Origin of the sequence: Dyadobacter sp. BHUBP1 (assembly GCF_050587785.1) — a bacterium.
In the GTDB taxonomy this organism is placed as follows: Bacteria; Bacteroidota; Bacteroidia; order Cytophagales; family Spirosomataceae; genus Dyadobacter.
This window is the reverse complement of record NZ_JBOBIH010000011.1, coordinates 49,183-67,544: the sequence shown is the minus strand read 5'-3', so window position 1 is coordinate 67,544 and position 18,362 is coordinate 49,183. Positions and strand designations below refer to the sequence as shown.

Annotated in this window: 20 protein-coding genes; 6 read left to right on the top strand and 14 right to left on the bottom strand. The window is 48.6% G+C overall.

Going from position 1 to position 18,362, the window contains the following annotated elements; genetic code table 11:
* Positions 1-21: 21 nt before the first annotated feature.
* Both ACQ4MZ_RS28405 and ACQ4MZ_RS28400 read left to right on the top strand, forming a co-directional pair.
* Positions 22-222 (top strand): hypothetical protein, encoded by a 201-nt coding sequence (locus ACQ4MZ_RS28405; protein ID WP_430850989.1) that lies wholly within the window; start codon positions 22-24, stop codon positions 220-222.
* Positions 204-590 (top strand): type II toxin-antitoxin system VapC family toxin, encoded by a 387-nt coding sequence (locus ACQ4MZ_RS28400; RefSeq protein WP_430850987.1) that lies wholly within the window; start codon positions 204-206, stop codon positions 588-590. The genes ACQ4MZ_RS28405 and ACQ4MZ_RS28400 overlap by 19 nt, the downstream gene beginning before the upstream one ends.
* A gap of 67 nt (positions 591-657) precedes the next feature.
* Here the strand turns inward: ACQ4MZ_RS28400 and ACQ4MZ_RS28395 are convergent, their stop codons facing one another.
* Entirely contained in the window at positions 658-1,962 is a 1,305-nt protein-coding gene (locus tag ACQ4MZ_RS28395; protein ID WP_430850985.1) for an amidohydrolase family protein, read from the bottom strand.
* 28 nt (positions 1,963-1,990) lie between these two features.
* The gene (locus tag ACQ4MZ_RS28390; protein WP_430850983.1) at positions 1,991-5,029 is read right to left on the bottom strand and encodes an amidohydrolase family protein; all 3,039 of its coding nucleotides are present in this window, start codon (positions 5,027-5,029) and stop codon (positions 1,991-1,993) included.
* A 117-nt stretch (positions 5,030-5,146) separates the two neighbouring features.
* Between ACQ4MZ_RS28390 and ACQ4MZ_RS28385 the strand changes: the two genes are divergently transcribed.
* From ACQ4MZ_RS28385 to ACQ4MZ_RS28370, 4 genes are all read left to right on the top strand, one after another.
* A complete protein-coding gene (locus ACQ4MZ_RS28385; RefSeq protein ID WP_430850981.1) occupies positions 5,147-5,440 on the top strand; it encodes a hypothetical protein in 294 nt (97 codons plus the stop codon).
* A gap of 105 nt (positions 5,441-5,545) precedes the next feature.
* Positions 5,546-6,178 carry a hypothetical protein gene (locus ACQ4MZ_RS28380; RefSeq protein ID WP_430850979.1) on the top strand — a complete coding sequence of 211 codons (633 nt, stop codon included), beginning with the start codon at positions 5,546-5,548 and terminating at the stop codon, positions 6,176-6,178.
* 6 nt (positions 6,179-6,184) lie between these two features.
* A complete protein-coding gene (locus ACQ4MZ_RS28375) occupies positions 6,185-6,940 on the top strand; it encodes a DUF3307 domain-containing protein (RefSeq protein WP_430850977.1) in 756 nt (251 codons plus the stop codon).
* A gap of 58 nt (positions 6,941-6,998) precedes the next feature.
* Complete coding sequence (locus tag ACQ4MZ_RS28370; protein WP_430850975.1) at positions 6,999-7,358, top strand: hypothetical protein; 360 nt, start codon at positions 6,999-7,001, stop codon at positions 7,356-7,358.
* A gap of 195 nt (positions 7,359-7,553) precedes the next feature.
* On the opposite strand, the gene ACQ4MZ_RS28365 is transcribed toward ACQ4MZ_RS28370, so the two are convergent.
* From ACQ4MZ_RS28365 to dapA, 12 genes are all read right to left on the bottom strand, one after another.
* The gene (locus tag ACQ4MZ_RS28365; protein WP_430850973.1) at positions 7,554-8,015 is read right to left on the bottom strand and encodes a hypothetical protein; all 462 of its coding nucleotides are present in this window, start codon (positions 8,013-8,015) and stop codon (positions 7,554-7,556) included.
* Positions 8,016-8,075: 60 nt separating this feature from the next.
* Entirely contained in the window at positions 8,076-9,671 is a 1,596-nt protein-coding gene (locus tag ACQ4MZ_RS28360; RefSeq protein WP_430850971.1) for a peptide chain release factor 3, read from the bottom strand.
* Between the two features lie 122 nt (positions 9,672-9,793).
* Positions 9,794-10,405, bottom strand: a complete 612-nt coding sequence (locus ACQ4MZ_RS28355; protein ID WP_430850969.1) for an inorganic pyrophosphatase — start codon at positions 10,403-10,405, stop codon at positions 9,794-9,796.
* A gap of 60 nt (positions 10,406-10,465) precedes the next feature.
* Positions 10,466-11,437 carry a glycosyltransferase family 2 protein gene (locus ACQ4MZ_RS28350; protein WP_430851145.1) on the bottom strand — a complete coding sequence of 324 codons (972 nt, stop codon included), beginning with the start codon at positions 11,435-11,437 and terminating at the stop codon, positions 10,466-10,468.
* 60 nt (positions 11,438-11,497) lie between these two features.
* The gene (locus tag ACQ4MZ_RS28345; protein ID WP_430850967.1) at positions 11,498-12,220 is read right to left on the bottom strand and encodes a tRNA1(Val) (adenine(37)-N6)-methyltransferase; all 723 of its coding nucleotides are present in this window, start codon (positions 12,218-12,220) and stop codon (positions 11,498-11,500) included.
* An 8-nt stretch (positions 12,221-12,228) separates the two neighbouring features.
* Positions 12,229-12,858 carry a viroplasmin family protein gene (locus tag ACQ4MZ_RS28340; RefSeq protein WP_430850965.1) on the bottom strand — a complete coding sequence of 210 codons (630 nt, stop codon included), beginning with the start codon at positions 12,856-12,858 and terminating at the stop codon, positions 12,229-12,231.
* An 86-nt stretch (positions 12,859-12,944) separates the two neighbouring features.
* Positions 12,945-14,177, bottom strand: coding sequence for a peptidase T (pepT, locus tag ACQ4MZ_RS28335; protein ID WP_430850963.1), 1,233 nt, complete (start codon positions 14,175-14,177; stop codon positions 12,945-12,947).
* A 29-nt stretch (positions 14,178-14,206) separates the two neighbouring features.
* A complete protein-coding gene (locus tag ACQ4MZ_RS28330; protein WP_430850961.1) occupies positions 14,207-14,671 on the bottom strand; it encodes a hypothetical protein in 465 nt (154 codons plus the stop codon).
* A gap of 53 nt (positions 14,672-14,724) precedes the next feature.
* Entirely contained in the window at positions 14,725-15,294 is a 570-nt protein-coding gene (locus ACQ4MZ_RS28325) for a MarC family protein (protein WP_430850959.1), read from the bottom strand.
* Between the two features lie 95 nt (positions 15,295-15,389).
* Positions 15,390-16,103 (bottom strand): NUDIX hydrolase, encoded by a 714-nt coding sequence (locus tag ACQ4MZ_RS28320; RefSeq protein WP_430850957.1) that lies wholly within the window; start codon positions 16,101-16,103, stop codon positions 15,390-15,392.
* A gap of 74 nt (positions 16,104-16,177) precedes the next feature.
* Positions 16,178-17,236 (bottom strand): aminotransferase class V-fold PLP-dependent enzyme, encoded by a 1,059-nt coding sequence (locus ACQ4MZ_RS28315; RefSeq protein ID WP_430850955.1) that lies wholly within the window; start codon positions 17,234-17,236, stop codon positions 16,178-16,180.
* Between the two features lie 183 nt (positions 17,237-17,419).
* Positions 17,420-18,310: a 4-hydroxy-tetrahydrodipicolinate synthase gene (dapA, locus tag ACQ4MZ_RS28310; protein WP_430850953.1), complete on the bottom strand. Its 891-nt coding sequence runs from the start codon at positions 18,308-18,310 to the stop codon at positions 17,420-17,422.
* Positions 18,311-18,362: the final 52 nt, after the last annotated feature.

Below are 18,362 nucleotides of genomic sequence, written 5' to 3'. Positions count from 1 at the left end.
TTGAAACAAACTGGTCGGACCATGAAAACCATTGAAATAGAAATCACGGACGATAAAGCGTTAAAACTTCTATTGGATATGGAGGAAATGCACTTGATCAAGGTTCTCCGGAACCGGCGACCGCTTTCAGAATTGAGAAAACAAATCAAGTCGCCAATGACAAATCAAGAAATTGATTCACAGTTAAACACACTAAGGAATGAATGGAAGAGAGATATCTGATAGACACCAGCGCGGTTATTAAGTATCTGAATGCCACATTACCCCTGTCCGGGCTACATTTTATAGACGGGATCATTGATAATGAATCAATTATTTCACTGATAACGGAGATTGAATTGCGTGTTTGGGAGCCTAGTGACATGATGGACAAAGTGGTTTACGAGATGTTCATAAGCGGCTCTACCGTCCTGGATTTGAACCGTGCCATTGTTGATCAAACCATAGCAGTCAGGAAGAAATACAGATTGAAACTTCCAGATGCGTTTATCGCCGCAACGGCAATTGTCAACAATTTGACATTGATAGCGGACAATGACAGAGATTTCGGCAAGGTTGATATTTTGAAATACATAAATCCAAATCACTAAAAACAAAAGCCATCCGCTATACAAACGGATGGCTTTTCAATTCCTGACCTATTGACTTTTTGACTGGCTACTTCTTTCCATACTTGTCCTTATATTTCTCATAAAGTCGCTTCTGCTTGTCGTCGAGGTTGACCTTTCCACCGCGGATATATGCCGCTTGAATCATATTGCCACGCATATCGAGGATATCGCCATCAGAAATGAGCAGAGAAGCTTGCTTGCCTTTTTCGAGCGTTCCTACCTGCTTCCCGGCACCGATAATATCGGCTGCATTACGTGTAACAAATTGCAATGCTTCCTCCGAGGTTACCCCGCTGAAGCCGGATGCGGTACCGGCCAGAAAACCGAGATTGCGTGTACGCCACCATTCATCTGCGTAGGTAATAGCTACTTTTACACCCGCCTTGTGGAGTATTCCCGGCAGCTCGTAGGGAAGGTAAACGTTTTCGTCGACACCTTCCGGCAGCCGGTGTGTGGTGTTGATAATTACGGGAACCTGGTTTTCCTTCAAAAAGGCGGTCACTTTGTAGGACTCGTTACCACCTGCAATGACGATCTTTTTCACACCTGCTTCCTGCGCAAAACGGATCGACTCGATAATATCCTTCGCGTAGTCGGCGCGGATGTAAAGGTTGGCCGTACCTGCAAAAAGCGGCTTCATCGCTTCCAGGCGAAGGTTTACAGGGTTTGGATTGGCGATTTCAGCGTAAGCTTTTGCCTCGGCAAATGTCTTTTTGAAGAGATCTATTACCTCCTGACGCTTGTCGTTTCGCTTGATGGAATACGTGAAAGTCTCGTTATCGAAATTCCCTGCCAGAAAAGCAGGCCAGCTTAGCCAGATACCATCATCCTTTTTCAATACCGCATCCTCCCAATTCCATCCGTCACTGTAAAAAACGGATGACGAGCCAGAGATCGCACCGCCTTGCGGCACGGCCTGCGATACCAGGATCCCATTACCCCGCAAGGTTGGTATCACTTCCGAATCGGTGTTGTAAGCCACGAGCGCACGCACGTGCGGATTGATCTCCCCTACCTCACGGTAATCGAGCGTAGCCCTTACCGACGCAATTTCCTGCAACCCGACGGTCGTATTCAGGGAGATCAGGCCTGGGAAAATATGTTTTCCCTTCACATCGACAGTTTCGGCGCCGACCGGGCTTGTTACCGAAGCCGTCGGCCCTACCTGCGTGATGATTCCTTTGTCGAACGCGATAGCGCCGTTCTGGATCACCTCCCCGTTTCCCAGGTGTATCGTAGCACCGGTGAGCACTACCGGTTTGGTTTGCGGTTTCGCCGGGGCCGGATTTTGCGCTTGCGCTCCGGCTGTCAGTCCCAGCAGAAGACCGGCGATCAGTTTATATCTTTTCATAAAAATCAATTTGAATGTCCTGAAACAGTTATTTACCGGCATGGATATCAACATGCTCTGCGTGAATTCCCACTACGTCTTCGCAATGCCACATATGTGGTTTAATCGCTTCCGGTTTTTGCGTAGGTTTACCTTCTGCTTTTTCACCCAGCATTTTCTGGATCAGCCTTTCACGCTCCACGGCAATGGATTTCTGTTTCTCTTCATCCTTTTTGCGGTCAAAATAAATCGCGCCTTCGACCATCGTGAAGTCGGGCCTAGCATATACCGAAAGCGGGTTTGCATTCCACAGTACCAGGTCGGCATCCTTACCAGCCTTCACACTTCCCATGCGGTCGTCGACATGCAACAGTTTGGCAGGATTCAAAGTGACCATTTTCCAGGCCTCTTCTTCCGGAACGCCGCCATACTCCACCGTCTTGGCAGCTTCCTGGTTCAGGCGACGGGCCATTTCGGCATCGTCGGAGTTGATCGCCACCGTCACACCTTCGTGATACATCAATGCCGCATTGTATGGAATCGCCTCTTTTACCTCCATTTTATAGGCCCACCAATCGGCAAACGTCGAGCCGCCGATACCCCGTTTCTGCATACCGTCGGCGAGTTTGTAACCTTCCAGGATGTGAGTAAATGTATTGATCCGGAATTTGAGTGAGTCCGCTACGTGCATGAGCATATTGATTTCGGATTGCACATAGGAATGGCAGGTAATGAAGCGCTCGTTATTGAGTATCTCCGCCAGTGCATCAAGCTCGATATCGCGGCGGGGTGGCGCGATATTCGCCTTTTTAGCGTTTGCATTGTAACTCTTCCAACTGGCAGCATACTCTTTCGCACGCAGAAAATGGTCGAAATAGATTTGTTCCACGCCCATACGCGTTTGCGGGAAACGCACACGCTGCACATCGCCCCAGTTCGACTGCTTCACGTTTTCACCCAATGCGAATTTGATCGTTTTCACCTCCGGGATGAGCATTTCCGATTGGCTTGCTCCCCATTTCAGCTTGATCATCGCACTTTGCCCGCCGATCGAGTTCGCTGAGCCGTGCAGCAAATGCGAGGCGGTAACGCCGCCCGCCAGTTGTCGGTAAATGTTGATATCGTCAGGATTGATCACATCGCTCATGCGCACCTCTGCCGAGCTGGATTGCCCGCCTTCGTTGATGCTGAAAAGCGCAATATGCGAGTGTTCATCAATAATCCCGCTGGTAAGGTGCTTACCTGTTCCATCGATCGTTCTTGCTCCTAACGGTGCTGCGAGGCCCTTCCCTACTTTGGCAATTTTGCCGTTCTGCACAATCACGTCGGCATTTTGCAAAATACCGTCTTTTTCGTTCGTCCAGATCGTCGCATTTTTGATCAATACCGTTTCTTTCGCAGGTAATGTTTCGTTTCCGTAGCCTACGAATGGATACACAATCGGCCCAGTTTCTTTGCTTTTCGGCTTAGTGGTATCAGCGGCAGCCACTGTTGTATTCTTTTCCGTAAACGCGGCGCTCCACGGAATAACTGTTCCATCAGGCAACACTCCTTCCCCGCTGAACCCGTTTCCGCTCAACCAACCGGTGAGACGGGTCGTACCACCCACTTTTTTGTCTTGCTGATAGCTCAATGTAAGCAATGCATTCGCCAGGATAGCTTTGGGGGTGATGTTGATCGAGTCGTGTACCGTGATCTTGTATTCGGGCTTTTCCGGAGATCCGGTGATCTGTAACTTTCCGGCAGGCTGGTTGTTCAGCGACAGCGAGTAAGTACCCCTGATGTCTGGCGCGTCCAATGCCGTTAGCACGAATTTCTTGCCCTGGATCCAGTTTTCGTAGATTATGTTGTCTTTCGAAAACAAATCTCCCGAAGTAATGATAAAGTTGGCCAGCATTCCTGATTTCAGGCTTCCGATCTTGTTATCGGCTTTGACCAGCGAGGCTGGAAGGGTGGTGAGCGCGGCCAGTGCTCTTTCTTTAGGCAAGCCATATTCAACGGCTGTCCGCAGGTTTTTCCAGAAATCGGCTTTATTCCGCAATCCCGCGGTAGTCAATGCAAAAGGAATCTCCGCTTTCGCAACCTCCGATGCATTACGTGGCGCCAGTTCCCAGTGTTTCAGCTGACTCATAGTTACCACTTCCGCATCCCACGGGTCGGTCACATCATAGGCATCCGGGAATACCAGCGGTAACACCAGCGTTGCCTTGCTGGCCTTTATCTCCTGAATCCGCTGATATTCGTCTCCTCCTCCGCGAATAATATATTGTATTCCAAATTCATCTCCGATCTTGTCAGCCCGGAGGATACTGTATTTGTCACCTGCTTCAAAAAATGAAGGCAGCGCTTTAATCTGATTGAATGCTTCGAGCGATAGGTTGGTTTCCTTTTTGCTCCCGCCTTTCGCATACCAGTCGGCATCGTAGTAATTTTGTCTCAAAAGCGCCACCACGCCCATTCCCGACGACGGATAGGTTTGTGATGAACTCCCTTTGCCAAAAGAAAAATGGGCCGATGCTTTGCCGTTAAGCATGGCTTTGTTTGCTGGTTCGTCGGTAAGAGTCACGAGCGCGCCGCTTCCGCGGACAATACCGTCGTGTGAATGTACCAGTACGGTACCGAAACCGATCTTCCTCAAATCGCCTGCTTTTTTAGAATCGGGTGTAAAAAGAGCACTGGCATCCGTTTCGGGCTGAATGGCCTGATTCCAACCGAATGCACCTTTCTTATTCGATTCCAATTGAGGGGTTTGCCGGCCGCCACCGCCTTGCGCCCTTCTCACTTCGGGCATGCCGTAGTCAGAATCCAGTTCGATGAGTGATGCGTAAATGAATTTACCTTTCAGATCGACTGTAACCGTACCGGCGGGGATTTTCACCTGCTTACCAGTTTCCCGGATCACACCATCTTCGATCAGCATCGTGGCATTCTCGATGGTAGTTTTCGGATCCACGACGATCGTCGCGTTCGTAAAAGCGTAGCGCCCTGTTCTTTCATCATAGGCGCCGTTTCTCGGGAAAGTCTCCTGTGCGTGGCAATACACCGCCAGCGTCATGCAGCCTAATATCGTTGATAATTGTTTAAACATATATTGTTGTCTTAATTACAATTGTGCCTTACAATATACAAGTAAAATCGGTAAATCAGGGCTCTGAGGCGTATCTTGCAACTGTTTTCACCGTTGTTCACCATCTTTCGACCGATTATGACATTCGAACAATTCCAGGAATCAATTTCCCAACCCGCTCCTCCCAAAGGCCTTCCCGTCCTTCTGGAAGCACTTTGGCACGACGCCAATGGCGATTGGGAAGCAGCTCATAATATCGCCCAAAGCCGGGAGGGAACTCAGGCCTACGATCGTTTACACGCCTATTTGCACCGCGTCGAAGGCGATGCTTTCAATGCAGGATATTGGTACCGGCGTGCTGGTGCAGAGGTGTATAAAGGAAGTCTGAAAGAAGAATGGGCTCATCTGGCGAATCTGTTTCTAAAAGCATAAGGCTTTTCCCTTATATAGGATAGATATAAGGTTTTTAACTTATATATTTAAAATATAAGGCTTTTAACTTATATTTGACCATTATAAGCAAAAAACCTTATACCCATGAAAGCATTCCGGGCGGTTATAACCGCTGATATGGTAAACTCCACGCAGTTTTCGCACGAGGAATCGACCACATGGCTGGAAGAATTACTGGCTATTTTGCATCAAAATCAGGCTTTTAACTGGGCGCTGAAACCGGAAATATACCGCGGCGACAGCTTTCAGGCCGTTTTGAAAAATCCCGACGAAGCCATGCGCATGGCCATACTCGCACGGGCCTGCATGCGTAAGCACGCCCTCAATGCGGACATGCGCGTAGCCATTGGTATTGGCCATACCGAGCAACTCACCGACCGCCCGGGCACATCCGATGGCGAGGCCTTCAGGCTTTCGGGACGCCTGGCAGATACGATCCGCCAGCAGAAAGCCAGGATCGGTATCGCGCTCCCCAGACCATCGGAGCCTTTATCGGCGACACTGGATTTGCTCGAAACAGTCATCGAAAACTGGACGATAGCTCAAAGCCAGGTAATTGAAGCGCTCTTGTTAGGCAAAAATGTGACCCAGATAGCCGAGATACTATCCATCAGCCAGCCCGCAGCAAGCCAGCGGGTTGCTGCGTCAAAATGGTGGGCTATTGATAGTTTTCTTACTACCTTTCCAAAGCAATTATCACTATACACCAAACGCTAAACGGCTATGACAGAATTTCTGCTGCTTCTTTTGGCACACGTTCTCGTAGATTTTTACTGGCAGCCTACCAGGTGGGTAACCGACAAAAAGGAGAAAAAATACAAATCCCGGTATTTGTATTTCCACATACTGCTCGTCATAATCGTCTCCTATATTGCCCTGCACCAATGGCAAAACCCGCTCCCGGCCATTGCACTCGGCATAGCGCACGGAGTGATCGATCTTGTCAAAATATCATTTGACAAGAAGGGCTCTCTCACCTGGTTTATCGCCGATCAGGCAGCACACCTGGCTACCATTGCATTTACCGCGCTCATTCTGACCGGCAACATATCTATTGGCTTTGAAGCCCTCATCACATGGTTTAATACGCCTAAAACCCTGGCAGCCTTATCCGGGGCGCTGCTTTCATTGTCGCCCATTTCGTTTTTGGTAGGCATTCTGACCAAACCCTGGCGGGAGGAACTCAGTAAACTTGCGCCGGAAGCGGACGATAACCTTGCCAGCGCAGGCCGTTGGATAGGTATGTCTGAGCGGCTGCTCATTTTTGTTTTTGTATTAGTCAATCAATATTCGGCCATCGGCTTCCTCATCGCCGCCAAATCACTGTTGAGGTACAACGATAAGTCAACAGAACCGGGCATTCCTCCGGCATATATCAGCAAGAAATCAGAATACGTGCTGGTAGGCACGCTGATGAGTTATACCTGTGCCATTGCCGTCGCGCTCGCTGTCCAGATACTCAGTCGAAAATTTAAATAGCGCATTAAACTTGCCGCACCTTTTTATATCTAACCCGGGTATCTAAACTTTTTTGACCATGAGGAAATCACTGTTAGCCATTTTACTGGCATTTGTAAGCTTCACAACTTTCGCGCAACGCGGGGGCAATGCAACGCCCGAGCAGCGCGCCGAGAACCAGACCAAGACTTTGACCGAAAACCTCAAACTTTCGGATGATCAGCAGAAAAAAGTATACGACCTTAGCCTCGCCCGCGCCAAGAAAATGCAGGAATTAAGGGATTCTCAAAACATGGACCGCGAGCAAATGCGGGCCTCGATGGAGACTTTCAATACCGAACTCGGCAAAATCCTCACCGTAGAACAACAGGAAAAATACAAAACCATGCTCGAAGACCGCCGGAATAACCGCGGCGGCGGAGGAGGACCGCGAAACTAATGCTGATCAAAAATAAAACAGGCTGCCATATTTGAAATGTGGCAGCCTGTTTCAGTATAGGTTACTTTGTTATTCTAAATTACGCCCTCCTGCTTCAAAAGATCATTCAGGCAAAATTGGTATTGATCAAAAACGGGGATCATTTCCTCCCATTCATAGACAGTCCATTCGCGTGACTGGCCTATTACCATGATCTTACGACTTTCTGTCAAAATCCAGATCACCCGTTCGGTACCAAATTCGATCATTTTTTCGCTTTTTGCGAGAAATATACTCCTCGGGACTAGGGAACTGATCTGCCTCGATTTTCACATCTACCTCGATCGCGATTTTCGGAGGTACGTCGGGGTACTTTTTTGAGAAGACATCCTTGATTGTCGCCTTTTCAAAAACGGCAATATCGTTAGTCAGGTTGTTTCCACGCGAAACGTGCAGTCCGGATTCATTGCAAAGCACCCAGTACTGTTTACCTTTCAACATTTCCTTAAGATAAGGAAAAACAATACTGACGACCAGCGCCTGTAAAAAACTGCAGCCCATAACTTCTTCCGGAGACAATTTATTTTCCAGTACCTTCTTGTAACCCTTGCGGTACAAGGGGCGTCCGTCGAGTTCTTCGAAGATCAAGCTAGCAGGAATCGTCTCGGTGAGTATCATGGTTCTTTCAATTAGCTTCTAAGCAAATATAACGAATTTCAACCTCACTCAAAATCAGCGTCAAAGTGCCATTTCGGTCTTAAACTCCGACGTGAAATGGAAATGAATCGCCGGGTTGTTTTCGCGGTTCATGCGGATCATCCACTCGGATTCGGCAAGGAAAACCGGATTACGGTCCTTGTCGTAGGCGATTTGGTTGCCTTTGAGGCGTATAAACTGATCCATGGCCGGTTTATCGTCGGCGGTGAGCCAGCAGGCGCGGGAGATATTCATCGGCACCCAGCGACATTTGGCTCCATATTCGTGTTCGAGGCGGTACTGGATTACGTCAAATTGAAGTTCTCCAACGGTACCTACCACTTTTCTATTGCCAAGGTCCAGGGTGAAGAGCTGCGCCACACCTTCGTCGGTGAGCTGCTGGATACCTTTTTCCAATTGTTTGGATTTCATCGGATCCATATTGATCAGTTCCTTAAAAATCTCCGGCGAGAAACTCGGGATACCGGAAAATTGCAGGTTTTCCCCCTCAGTCAATGTATCACCGATTTTAAAGTTACCCGTATCATAGAGCCCCACCACATCGCCCGGGAAACCTTCTTCCATCACACTCTTATCCGAAGCCATGAAGGTGAACGGGCTCGAAAAACGCACATCCTTGCCCAGACGCACGTGTTTATAAAATTTACCCCGCTCAAATTTACCTGAGCAAATGCGCAAAAACGCAATGCGGTCCCGGTGACGGGGATCGAGGTTAGCGTGGATTTTAAATACAAACCCGGTGAATTTCGGTTCCGTAGGCTCTACCTCGCGTACGTCTGTAGGGCGTGGTTGTGGAATGGGCGAGATATCGCAGAATGTATCAAGCAATTCCTTGATCCCGAAGTTATTGATCGCACTTCCGAAGAATACCGGCGCAAGCTGGCCTTTCTGATAAGCCTCTTCCGAGAACGCATCGTAAACGCCTTCTACGAGTTCAACGTCCTCTGTCAGTTGGTTTGCATCTCTTTCCCCAAGCAACTCGACCAACTTCTCATCTTCGAGGTTCACCTTCGCTACGTCGTTCTCGATCTTAGTTTTATTGATTTTGAAGAAATACAGCATTTGCTCGTACAAGCTGTAAACACCCTTGAAATTGGCGCCCATATTGATCGGCCAGGTAAGCGGGCGAACGCGGATATTCAGCTTGCTTTCGAGCTCATCAAGTAACTCGAATGGATTCTGGCCTTCGCGGTCGAGCTTGTTGATGAACACGATCACAGGGGTGTTACGCATGCGACAAACCTCCATCAAACGCTCAGTTTGCTCTTCGACACCCTTCACGCAGTCAACGACGAGGATTACGCTATCCACGGCGGTCAATGTGCGGTAAGTATCTTCGGCAAAGTCCTTGTGACCCGGCGTATCGAGGATATTGATCAGCAGGTCCTTGTATTCGAAGGTCATTACCGACGTTGCCACCGAGATACCACGCTGCTTCTCGATCTCCATAAAGTCGGAAGTTGCAGTCTTCTTGATTTTATTGGACTTTACCGCACCGGCTGTCTGGATCGCGCCACCGAAAAGGAGCAACTTTTCGGTCAAAGTGGTTTTCCCGGCATCGGGGTGGCTGATGATCGCAAACGTGCGGCGCTTCTTAATTTCTTGTAAATTACTCATATATGCCTGGCAGCGAGTGCCAATGGTTGGTCAAAATTTGCGCAAAGATACGAATTAAAAAAAGCCGCCCCTAGCAGGAGCGGCTCTAAATTCCGTCAGCTGACGTCACATGCTGCGTCGGCTCAATAATAAGAATGTTTGTAATCTTCTACCGAAGTAAGGATCACTTCATGCGCCTCGTCTTTGCCGTAAACATTAGTGATTTCAATGTGCGCCTTCTCGCCCGGCAGGTTTTTGTAAGTCAGGAAGTAGTGCTTCAAACGCTCCACGATACCATCCGGCAGCTCGCTCAGGTCGCTGAACTGGCCATAAACTTCGTCGCCTTTCAAAACAGCGATGATCTTGTCGTCGGCTTCGCCGCCATCGATCAGGCGGATACCACCGATGGGCTTCGCTTCGCACATAATATTACCGTGTGAAATGATTTTCTCGCACAATACGATGATATCCAGCGGGTCACCATCTCCCTCGGTCACATCACGACCTGACCGCTCACGCGCCAGTGCCGCGATTTTATCCGCGCAATAGGTTTTGGGAATAAAACCGTACAATGCAGGAACGATGTTCGAGTATTTCTGAGGGCGGTCGATTTTGAGGTAACCGGTGGCCTTGTCAATTTCGTATTTTACGGTATCGGTAGGAACAATCTCAATAAATGCAGTAACTAATTCGGGTGCTTTGTCACCCATTGGAATTCCGTGCCACGGATGTGCTTTGTGTACGTTAGCGATCATTAGTTGTGTAATAGGTAATAACTTTAAACTTAAATTTCGTTGAATACTGATCTTGATTTCTTACAATCCTGCCTTTTCAGCAATAGTGTAATCCCCTGTCTTTGAAACAGATTGCTTTACAAACAATTCACCCAAAAATCCTGCGAGAAATAATTGAGAGCCTACCATAATCGCTACCAGCGCCAGAAAGAACAGCGGGTTCTCTGTAACATTCCGGTAAGGCAATAAATTGTAAATGTTATATATCTTTTTTCCGATAAGCCACACAGCTATAAGGCTTCCAAGAAAAAACATAAGAGTTCCCAGACTGCCGAACAAATGCATCGGTCTCCGTCCAAACTTATTCACAAAGGCGATCGAAAGCAAATCCAGGAAGCCAAAAATGAACCGCTCGAGACCGAATTTTGTGTGACCGTATTTGCGTGCCCGGTGCTGCACCACCTTCTCCCCGATTTTGGCAAAACCATTCCACTTCGCAATTACCGGAATGTAGCGATGCATCTCTCCGTAAATAGTGATATTCTTGACGACCTCCTTGCGGTAGGCCTTCAAACCACAATTAAAATCATGGAGATAAACCCCTGAAATACTGCGGGTAGCAGCATTGAACAGTTTTGTAGGGATAGTTTTGGTGATCGGGTCGTACCGCTTTTTCTTCCATCCCGAGATCAGGTCGAAGCGGTCGTTGACGATCATGCTATATAACTCGGGGATTTCGTCCGGACTATCCTGCAAATCGGCATCCATGGTGATCACCACTTCACCCTTTGCGGCCTGAAAGCCCGTTTGCAATGCAGCTGTCTTGCCATAATTCCGCACAAAACTCATCCCGCGCACATTGGGGTTTTCCTTCGAAAGCTGCTGGATCACCTCCCAGGAACGGTCCTTGCTGCCATCGTCCATAAAAAGCACTTCATACGTAAAGTGATTATCCTCCATAACCCTCGCAATCCACTCGCAGAGTTCGGGAAGCGACTCTTCTTCATTGTAAAGCGGGACAACAACGGAAATCTGGGTAACTTGGTCGGTCATGTACGGTTTCAGTGACAATGCTTTGCCGGTAATTTGCGGCAAAGTTCGTGTTTTTCCTGATCAAAATTTCAAATAAAAAGCTTTTAGCAAGTCCCGAAAACGCGGATCATGGGTAACACCGTCGGTTTCATAAATGTACAAATCGGGCTCAACGTGCACATTATGAGCAAATTCAGCTCGTTGAAACACCATGAGTAAGCGAAATGCTTTTTTGTCTTCCTGATGAAACAAAGTCAGCTTACGAGTGAGTTTCCAGCCGGCTTGTCCCGCCTTTTCCGCGAAGCGCTCACCCTCGTCCACCGGAAAAAGAATATTGAATTTCCCCTCCGGTTTCAAAAGCCGCTGTATAGCGACGAGCAGCTCCTCAAAATCAAGGGATTTCGCATGATGGGCAATATTCTTTTTATCGATCGGCGAAAGCAGGTCCGACTGGAAGAACGGCGGGTTGGTGATGATCACATCATATAAGTGGTCGGAAACAAACTCCTGTACCGCCGAATGGAACAGCGTAATGCGGTCGTGAAACAGGCTTTGCTCCACATTCTCGCCTGCCTGGTAAAATGCCTCCGCGTCGATTTCCACGGCGTCAATCATCGCGTACGAGTTGCGCTGTGCTACCATTAATGATAATAGCCCGGTTCCGGCACCGATGTCGAGAATGCGGTCGGCGTCCTCCACATCCGCCCATGCGCCCAATACGCACGCATCTGTACATACTTTCATGGCACACTGGTCCTGCCGGACAGTAAACTGCTTGAACCGGAAATGGGCGTTACGGGGCATATTATGGTCTATTTTCTTCCAAAATCAGCCGGATTCTCTCCCCAATACTCTGTCTCCCATTTCAATATCCTGTTGGGGTAAGTGTTCGTTGCCAGCCAGCGTTCGGCGCGCTGCAACATTTCAAAAAGCGGTTTGTTCCGCGGCGTCAAAGCCAATTTGGTATTCGCGTGTTTCTTTTTAACCCAGGCAATTGCCGTTTTGGAATCACTGTAAATCGGCAGATCGCTCTCTTTCTTTTGTAAATAGGCCAATGCATGCACGATCGCCAGGAATTCGCCGATATTATTAGTACCGTCTTTAAATGGCCCTTGCAGGAAAATGCGGTCGCCGGTAGCGTAATAAACGCCCTGGTACTCCATATCGCCTGTCGCGGTATTCCATGCCGCATCCACGGCAATACTATTTTTAATGGGCCTTCCGACATTCGCGGGCGGCTCCTGAACGGCCGGCTTCGAATCCTTTTTGGCCACAAACTCCCAGTAATTCCGCTGAATGGCCGCTTCGGCCTCCTGCAAAGAGTCAAAAGACTTATAGCGCGCATCCTCGAAGCCCTTGATTTGCGCTTCGCATTCCTTCCAATCGGTAAAAACGCCCGTCTTCCGGCCTTGCCACACTACGTAATATTTGGTCTTTTTCAATTTTGAATGATTGAATGATTGAATGACCGAATGATTGAGTGGACCGAATATTTTATTCAATCATTCAGTCATTCAATCATTCAAAATTATTTTTCCGCCCAGACGCCCGCCAGACTGACAATAACCTCGACCGCCTTCTCCATATCCTGCACCGACACCCATTCCAGTTTGGAGTGGAAAGCGTGCTCGCCGGCGAAGATGTTCGGGCATGGCAGGCCCATGAATGAGAGCCGCGAGCCATCGGTACCGCCGCGAATGCTGCGCTGGATCGGATTCAGCCCGACCCGTTCCATCGCTGTCAATGCATTCCGGATAACTTCCGGGTGCTGATCGAGTACCTCCTTCATGTTCCGGTATTGCTCCTGAACTCTAAATTCAGCAGAAGAATTGGGGTATCCTTTAAGCACTTCCTCCATAATGCCTTTCAGCAATGTCTCCTTCTCGTGCAGGCCCGCCACGGTAAAATCGCGAATGATAAAGCTCAAAACGGCTTTTTCCTGAATGCCTTCCATTTGCACCGGATGGATAAAACCTTCCTTATCCTGCGTGGTTTCGGGGGAAAGTTTGTCTTTGGGAAGTCGTGCGAGTATTTCGGCAGCGATTTTCAATGCGTTTTCCAGCTTGCCAATCGCATAACCCGGGTGGGTGCTCACGCCGTGAATGGTGATTCTCACACCATCGGCAGAAAACGTCTCATCTTCCAGTGTGCCGATCGCCTCGCCGTCAACAGTGTAGCCAAAATCAGCACCCAGCTTTTGCAAATCAACCTTTTCGGTTCCTCTTCCTACCTCCTCGTCCGGCGTGAAAAGTATTTTGATATCGCCGTGCTTCAAATGCGGATTACTCAGCAAATACTCGGCGGCAGCCATAATTTCAGCTACACCCGCCTTATTATCAGCGCCTAGCAACGTGGTACCACTGGCGGTGACTATATCATTCCCAATCTGCTGATCGAGGTCATGCAGCTCTCCTACTCTCAACACCTGCGAATGATCGTCCGGCAAAATAATGTCCGATCCATCCCAATTTCTGTGAACAATCGGTTTTACATTTTCGCCCGTGACGTCCGGCGAAGTATCTACATGCGAGCAGAAACAAATTACAGGGACGTCGTTCCGATCCGAATTGGACGGGATTGTCGCGTACACGTACCCATGCTCGTCCACGTGCGCGTCCGCGACGCCCAGTGCACGAAGTTCTTCCGCGAGCAGGTTGCTCAGATTACGTTGCTTGGCGGTACTGGGAAATGTCTCCGAATTAGGGTCCGATTGCGTATCGATTTGCACATAACGCAGGAATCGTTCGAGAACTGAGCTCATAATGGATCGATTGAACTAAGAAAATATAATTAACCGATGATCGATGCCAGATCGGCAGGCGAGTAATTGATGTTCTTCAAAGTCTTGTCATCGGCAGTGCGGTATACGAGGTATTTGCCATTATCTTCCTTGAAATAGCAGTCGGTGCCTTTTGCCTGATAGTGGGCTACGGTCGCTTCGGCTTCCTCTATCGAGTTGCAGGCTTTGGACATATTCGAACGCTGCACTTCGTCGAACAATGCGCGGAACTTCTCGCCTAGCCCGAATTCCAGCACCGCTCCCGACAATACATATTGCAGATCGCAAAGCGCGTCGGCTACCTCCACAATATCCTTTTGAAGGATTGCAACTTCCAGCTCTTTCAACTCCTCGGCCAGCAAGGCCACGCGTAGGCGGCTTCTTTCTTCCGAGGGGATCGTCGGCGTTTCCAGGATCGGGTGTTTGAAAGTTCTGTGAAAATCCGCGACTTGATTAAGGCTATCCAGTTGTTGCATTGTTATATGGTTTTAAAAATTTGTTTTGACATAAAAAGCGACCAGGGAATCACTTACATCGAAAGGTTGGTTTTGAAAAGTTTGATAGAAATAGCTAACAGAATGATACCGAACACCTTCCTGAGAATATCCGTACCACCCTGCCCGAGTTTCCTTTCCAGCCAGTTCGAAGATTTCAATACTAGGTAAATAAAAAAGAGGTTCAGCACGATGCCGACCAGGATATTCTGGATCTGGTACGTCGAACGGAGCGATAGCAAGGTCGTCATCGTAGCCGCGCCGGCGATCATCGGAAATGCAATGGGCACAATCGACGCCACGCTCACGTCCATATTACCATGTTTGAAAATATCGCGCCCCAGGATCATTTCGAGCCCCAGCAGGAACAAAATAATAGCCCCGGCAATCGCAAACGAGGCAATATCCACACCGAAAAGGCTCAATAACCTTTCTCCCAAAAACAGAAAGATCACCATAATGAGCCCGGCCACAATGGTCGTTTTTTCAGACTCGATCTTGCCGAGCTTTCGCCGGAAATCGACGATAACCGGCAATGAGCCAAGCACATCAATCACCGAAAACAATATCAGTGTGACGGAAACGATTTCCTTAAAATTGAACATGGGCTTACACTTTGGGGCGTTTTGATCCCGCAAAGTTGCTCAAAACCGACTGCTTACACAACCTTAAAAACCAATGATCGTAAAAATACCGGCGGCTAGGAAGCGCTTCCCGGCAGGAAGTTCAGGAATGTATTGAACTGCTTCTTGTACTTCTCCTCGTCGATTTTATAAAAGAAAGCACCTTTTTTGGAATAGCCCTTTTGTTTTTCATCCAGCTTGATCAACAAATTGGTCGACAACAATTTACGGCTAAAATTCCGTTTATCGAGCTCCGTGCCGAAAATAGCTTCATACAGTTTTTGCAACTGCGGGATCGTGAATTTTTCCGGCAATAATTCAAAGCCGATCGGGTGCTGTGAAGCCTTGTAGCGCAAATGCTGGATCGCCATATCGACCATCGCACCGTGGTCGAAAAGCAGTTTGGGTAGTTCCTGCATCGAAAACCATTGTGCTTCGTAATTTTTGGAGATCTTGTGGTCGTAGTCCTCCACATTGATCAGCGCAAAATAGGCAACCGACACGGTGCGCTCCACCGGGTCGCGGTGAGGGTTTCCGAAGGTGTAGAGTTGTTCTAGGTAAATGTCTGTCAGGTTCGTAAGCTCGAAAAGGATACGCGACGATGCGCCTTCGAGGCTTTCGTCGGGCTGTACCCAACCGCCCATCAGCGACCAGGTGTGGTGCTCATCCTCAATGCCCCGTTTCACCAGCAGCAGTTTCAGCTCTTCACCGTCAAAACCAAAAATAATCGAATCCAGCGCGACCAGACATTTGGTCTGGGCCTGGTATTGCTTTAAAATATCTAATCGCACAACTAGTAAGTCGCAGGTGAGTGGATTTGTTTTTTAGTTATAAATACAAGGAGGGTCATTTACTACTCATTCTGTCAATTCGGGGCCATTTTCGCTAAAAAAGCCTTCAGTATGGCTATTTCCTCATCGCTGATAGCCGGGAAATTGGCAATGCGAAAACTGGTGTCCTTCTCTTTGCCATAGCCGTTGCCTAGCGTAATCCCTTCCTTTTGCGCCGCATTCTTGAGGAACGCGATACGTTCTTTCTCTGCCCGGACAGCGATAACCGTGTCCGACCGCACCGCGGTATTTTCCACCACCAATTCATACCCGTTTTCGAGCAGGAATGCATACCAGTCATGCGCACGCTGACGTGTCTGTGCATCCACTTCCCCGATCGACGGCACTTGCTGCATCACCTTTCCTAGCAGGTAAATACCGAGAATGTTGGGCGTAAAAGGGGTTTGAAACTTCAAAAAGTTGTCGCGGATAAACAGCAGGCTATTGTAATGCTTTCGCTCTCCTATCTGTATCGCGCGCTCGATGGCTTTGGGCGAAACAATCATCACTGCCAGTCCCGCGGGTAAGCCAAAGCATTTCTGTACCGAAGCATACCATATATCAGCATTCTCCCAGGGCAAAATCACGCCGGCCATCGCCGAAGTGGCGTCCACCGCAATGAGGTTATCGACCTTTTTACGAATATCCAGCAAGAAGCCGTCCGGGATTTTGGTACCATTCGAAGTCTCATTGTACGTTATGCAAATAAGCTCGTTACGCGAGAAGATGGCGGATCGGTCCATGAGCAGCGTTTCATTCAATCCGAAGGCTGCGTCGGTGGCACGGTGCGAAATGCGGTGGGTATATTCCATCCATTTCTCGCCGAATGCCCCATTGTAAATATGCAGGCTGGAATCGATCAGCAGCGATTGGGCGATGATTTCCCAGCATTCCGTCGCCGACGACACGAAATAGACCTCATAACCCGCCGGAACGTCCAGCTTGGCTTTCAGATCGGTGATCGTCTGTTCCAGCAGATGCATGAAACCGGAGCTACGGTGGTTGGAACTGATCAGCCCGCTCGCAAATGCTTCCGAAATATATTGTTCGACCTGCGGATAAACCTTACTCGGCCCTGGGTAAAACGTGATCATAGCATTTCGTTTTTGATTTAAAACAAAACATCACAGGCCGGAATTAAATCCCCAAACCTGTGATGCCCGAAATATAAATTAGAAGCCGGAATACCCAATATCAAAACCTGACCATCCCTGACTACAAATGACTCCACTGACTAAACTTGACCATACCTGACTGCACCTGATCAAACGTAACCATCAAATAAACCCTTCCCGGACCATCGCCTTTTCCAGCTTCTCGCCTAACTCTTTCGAAGCTTTCAGCAATGGCAAGCGTACATCAGAGCTGCAAATACCTTTGATTTCGAGGCATTTCTTGATCCCCACCGGATTCGACTCTATGTACAGCAGCGTATCGAATTCCAGGAATGCGAGTTGCAGCTTTGCAGCGTCTTTGAAACGGCCTTCGAGTGCAGCCCAGGTAAGGTCGTGGAATTCTTTCGGGAATGCATTGGCAATCACCGAAATAACACCGTGCCAACCCACGCTCACCATGGTGGTTACGAGGTTATCGTCGCCCGAAAGCAGCAGGAAGTCCTCCGGCGCACGGGAAGCGAGTTCCATACTTTGTTCAATGCTGCCGCCGGCATCCTTGATACCGATGATATTCGGATGCGCCGCCAGTTTTATGATCGTATCCGCCTTCATGTTAATGACCGTACGGCCAGGAACATTGTACAGCAGCACAGGCACTGGCGAAGCGTCGGCAATGGCCGTAAAATGCGAAATAATACCGTCCTGGGTGGGCTTATTGTAGTAAGGACACACCGACAGGATCGCATCCACGCCCGTAAAATCGGTTTCCTTAATCGTATTCAGTACTTCCTGGGTATTGTTGCTTCCAATGCCGTAAACGATCGGCAGCTTCTTGTAGTTGTTCTTGATTGTAAATGCCAGGATATCACGCTTTTCCTTGGAAGTAACTGTCGGCGACTCGCCAGTTGTTCCTTGTACTACGAGGTAGTCTGTACCACCTTCCGTCACCAGGTCGATCAGTCTTTTCAGACCCGGATAATCAATCTCATTCTGTTCATCAAAAGGTGTGATCAGCGCGGCCCCTACCCCTTTGAAACGTTGGTCCAATGGCATTATTTACTTATATAATTGTTAGATTTTAAAACACAAAGTTAGCCTTCCGGGG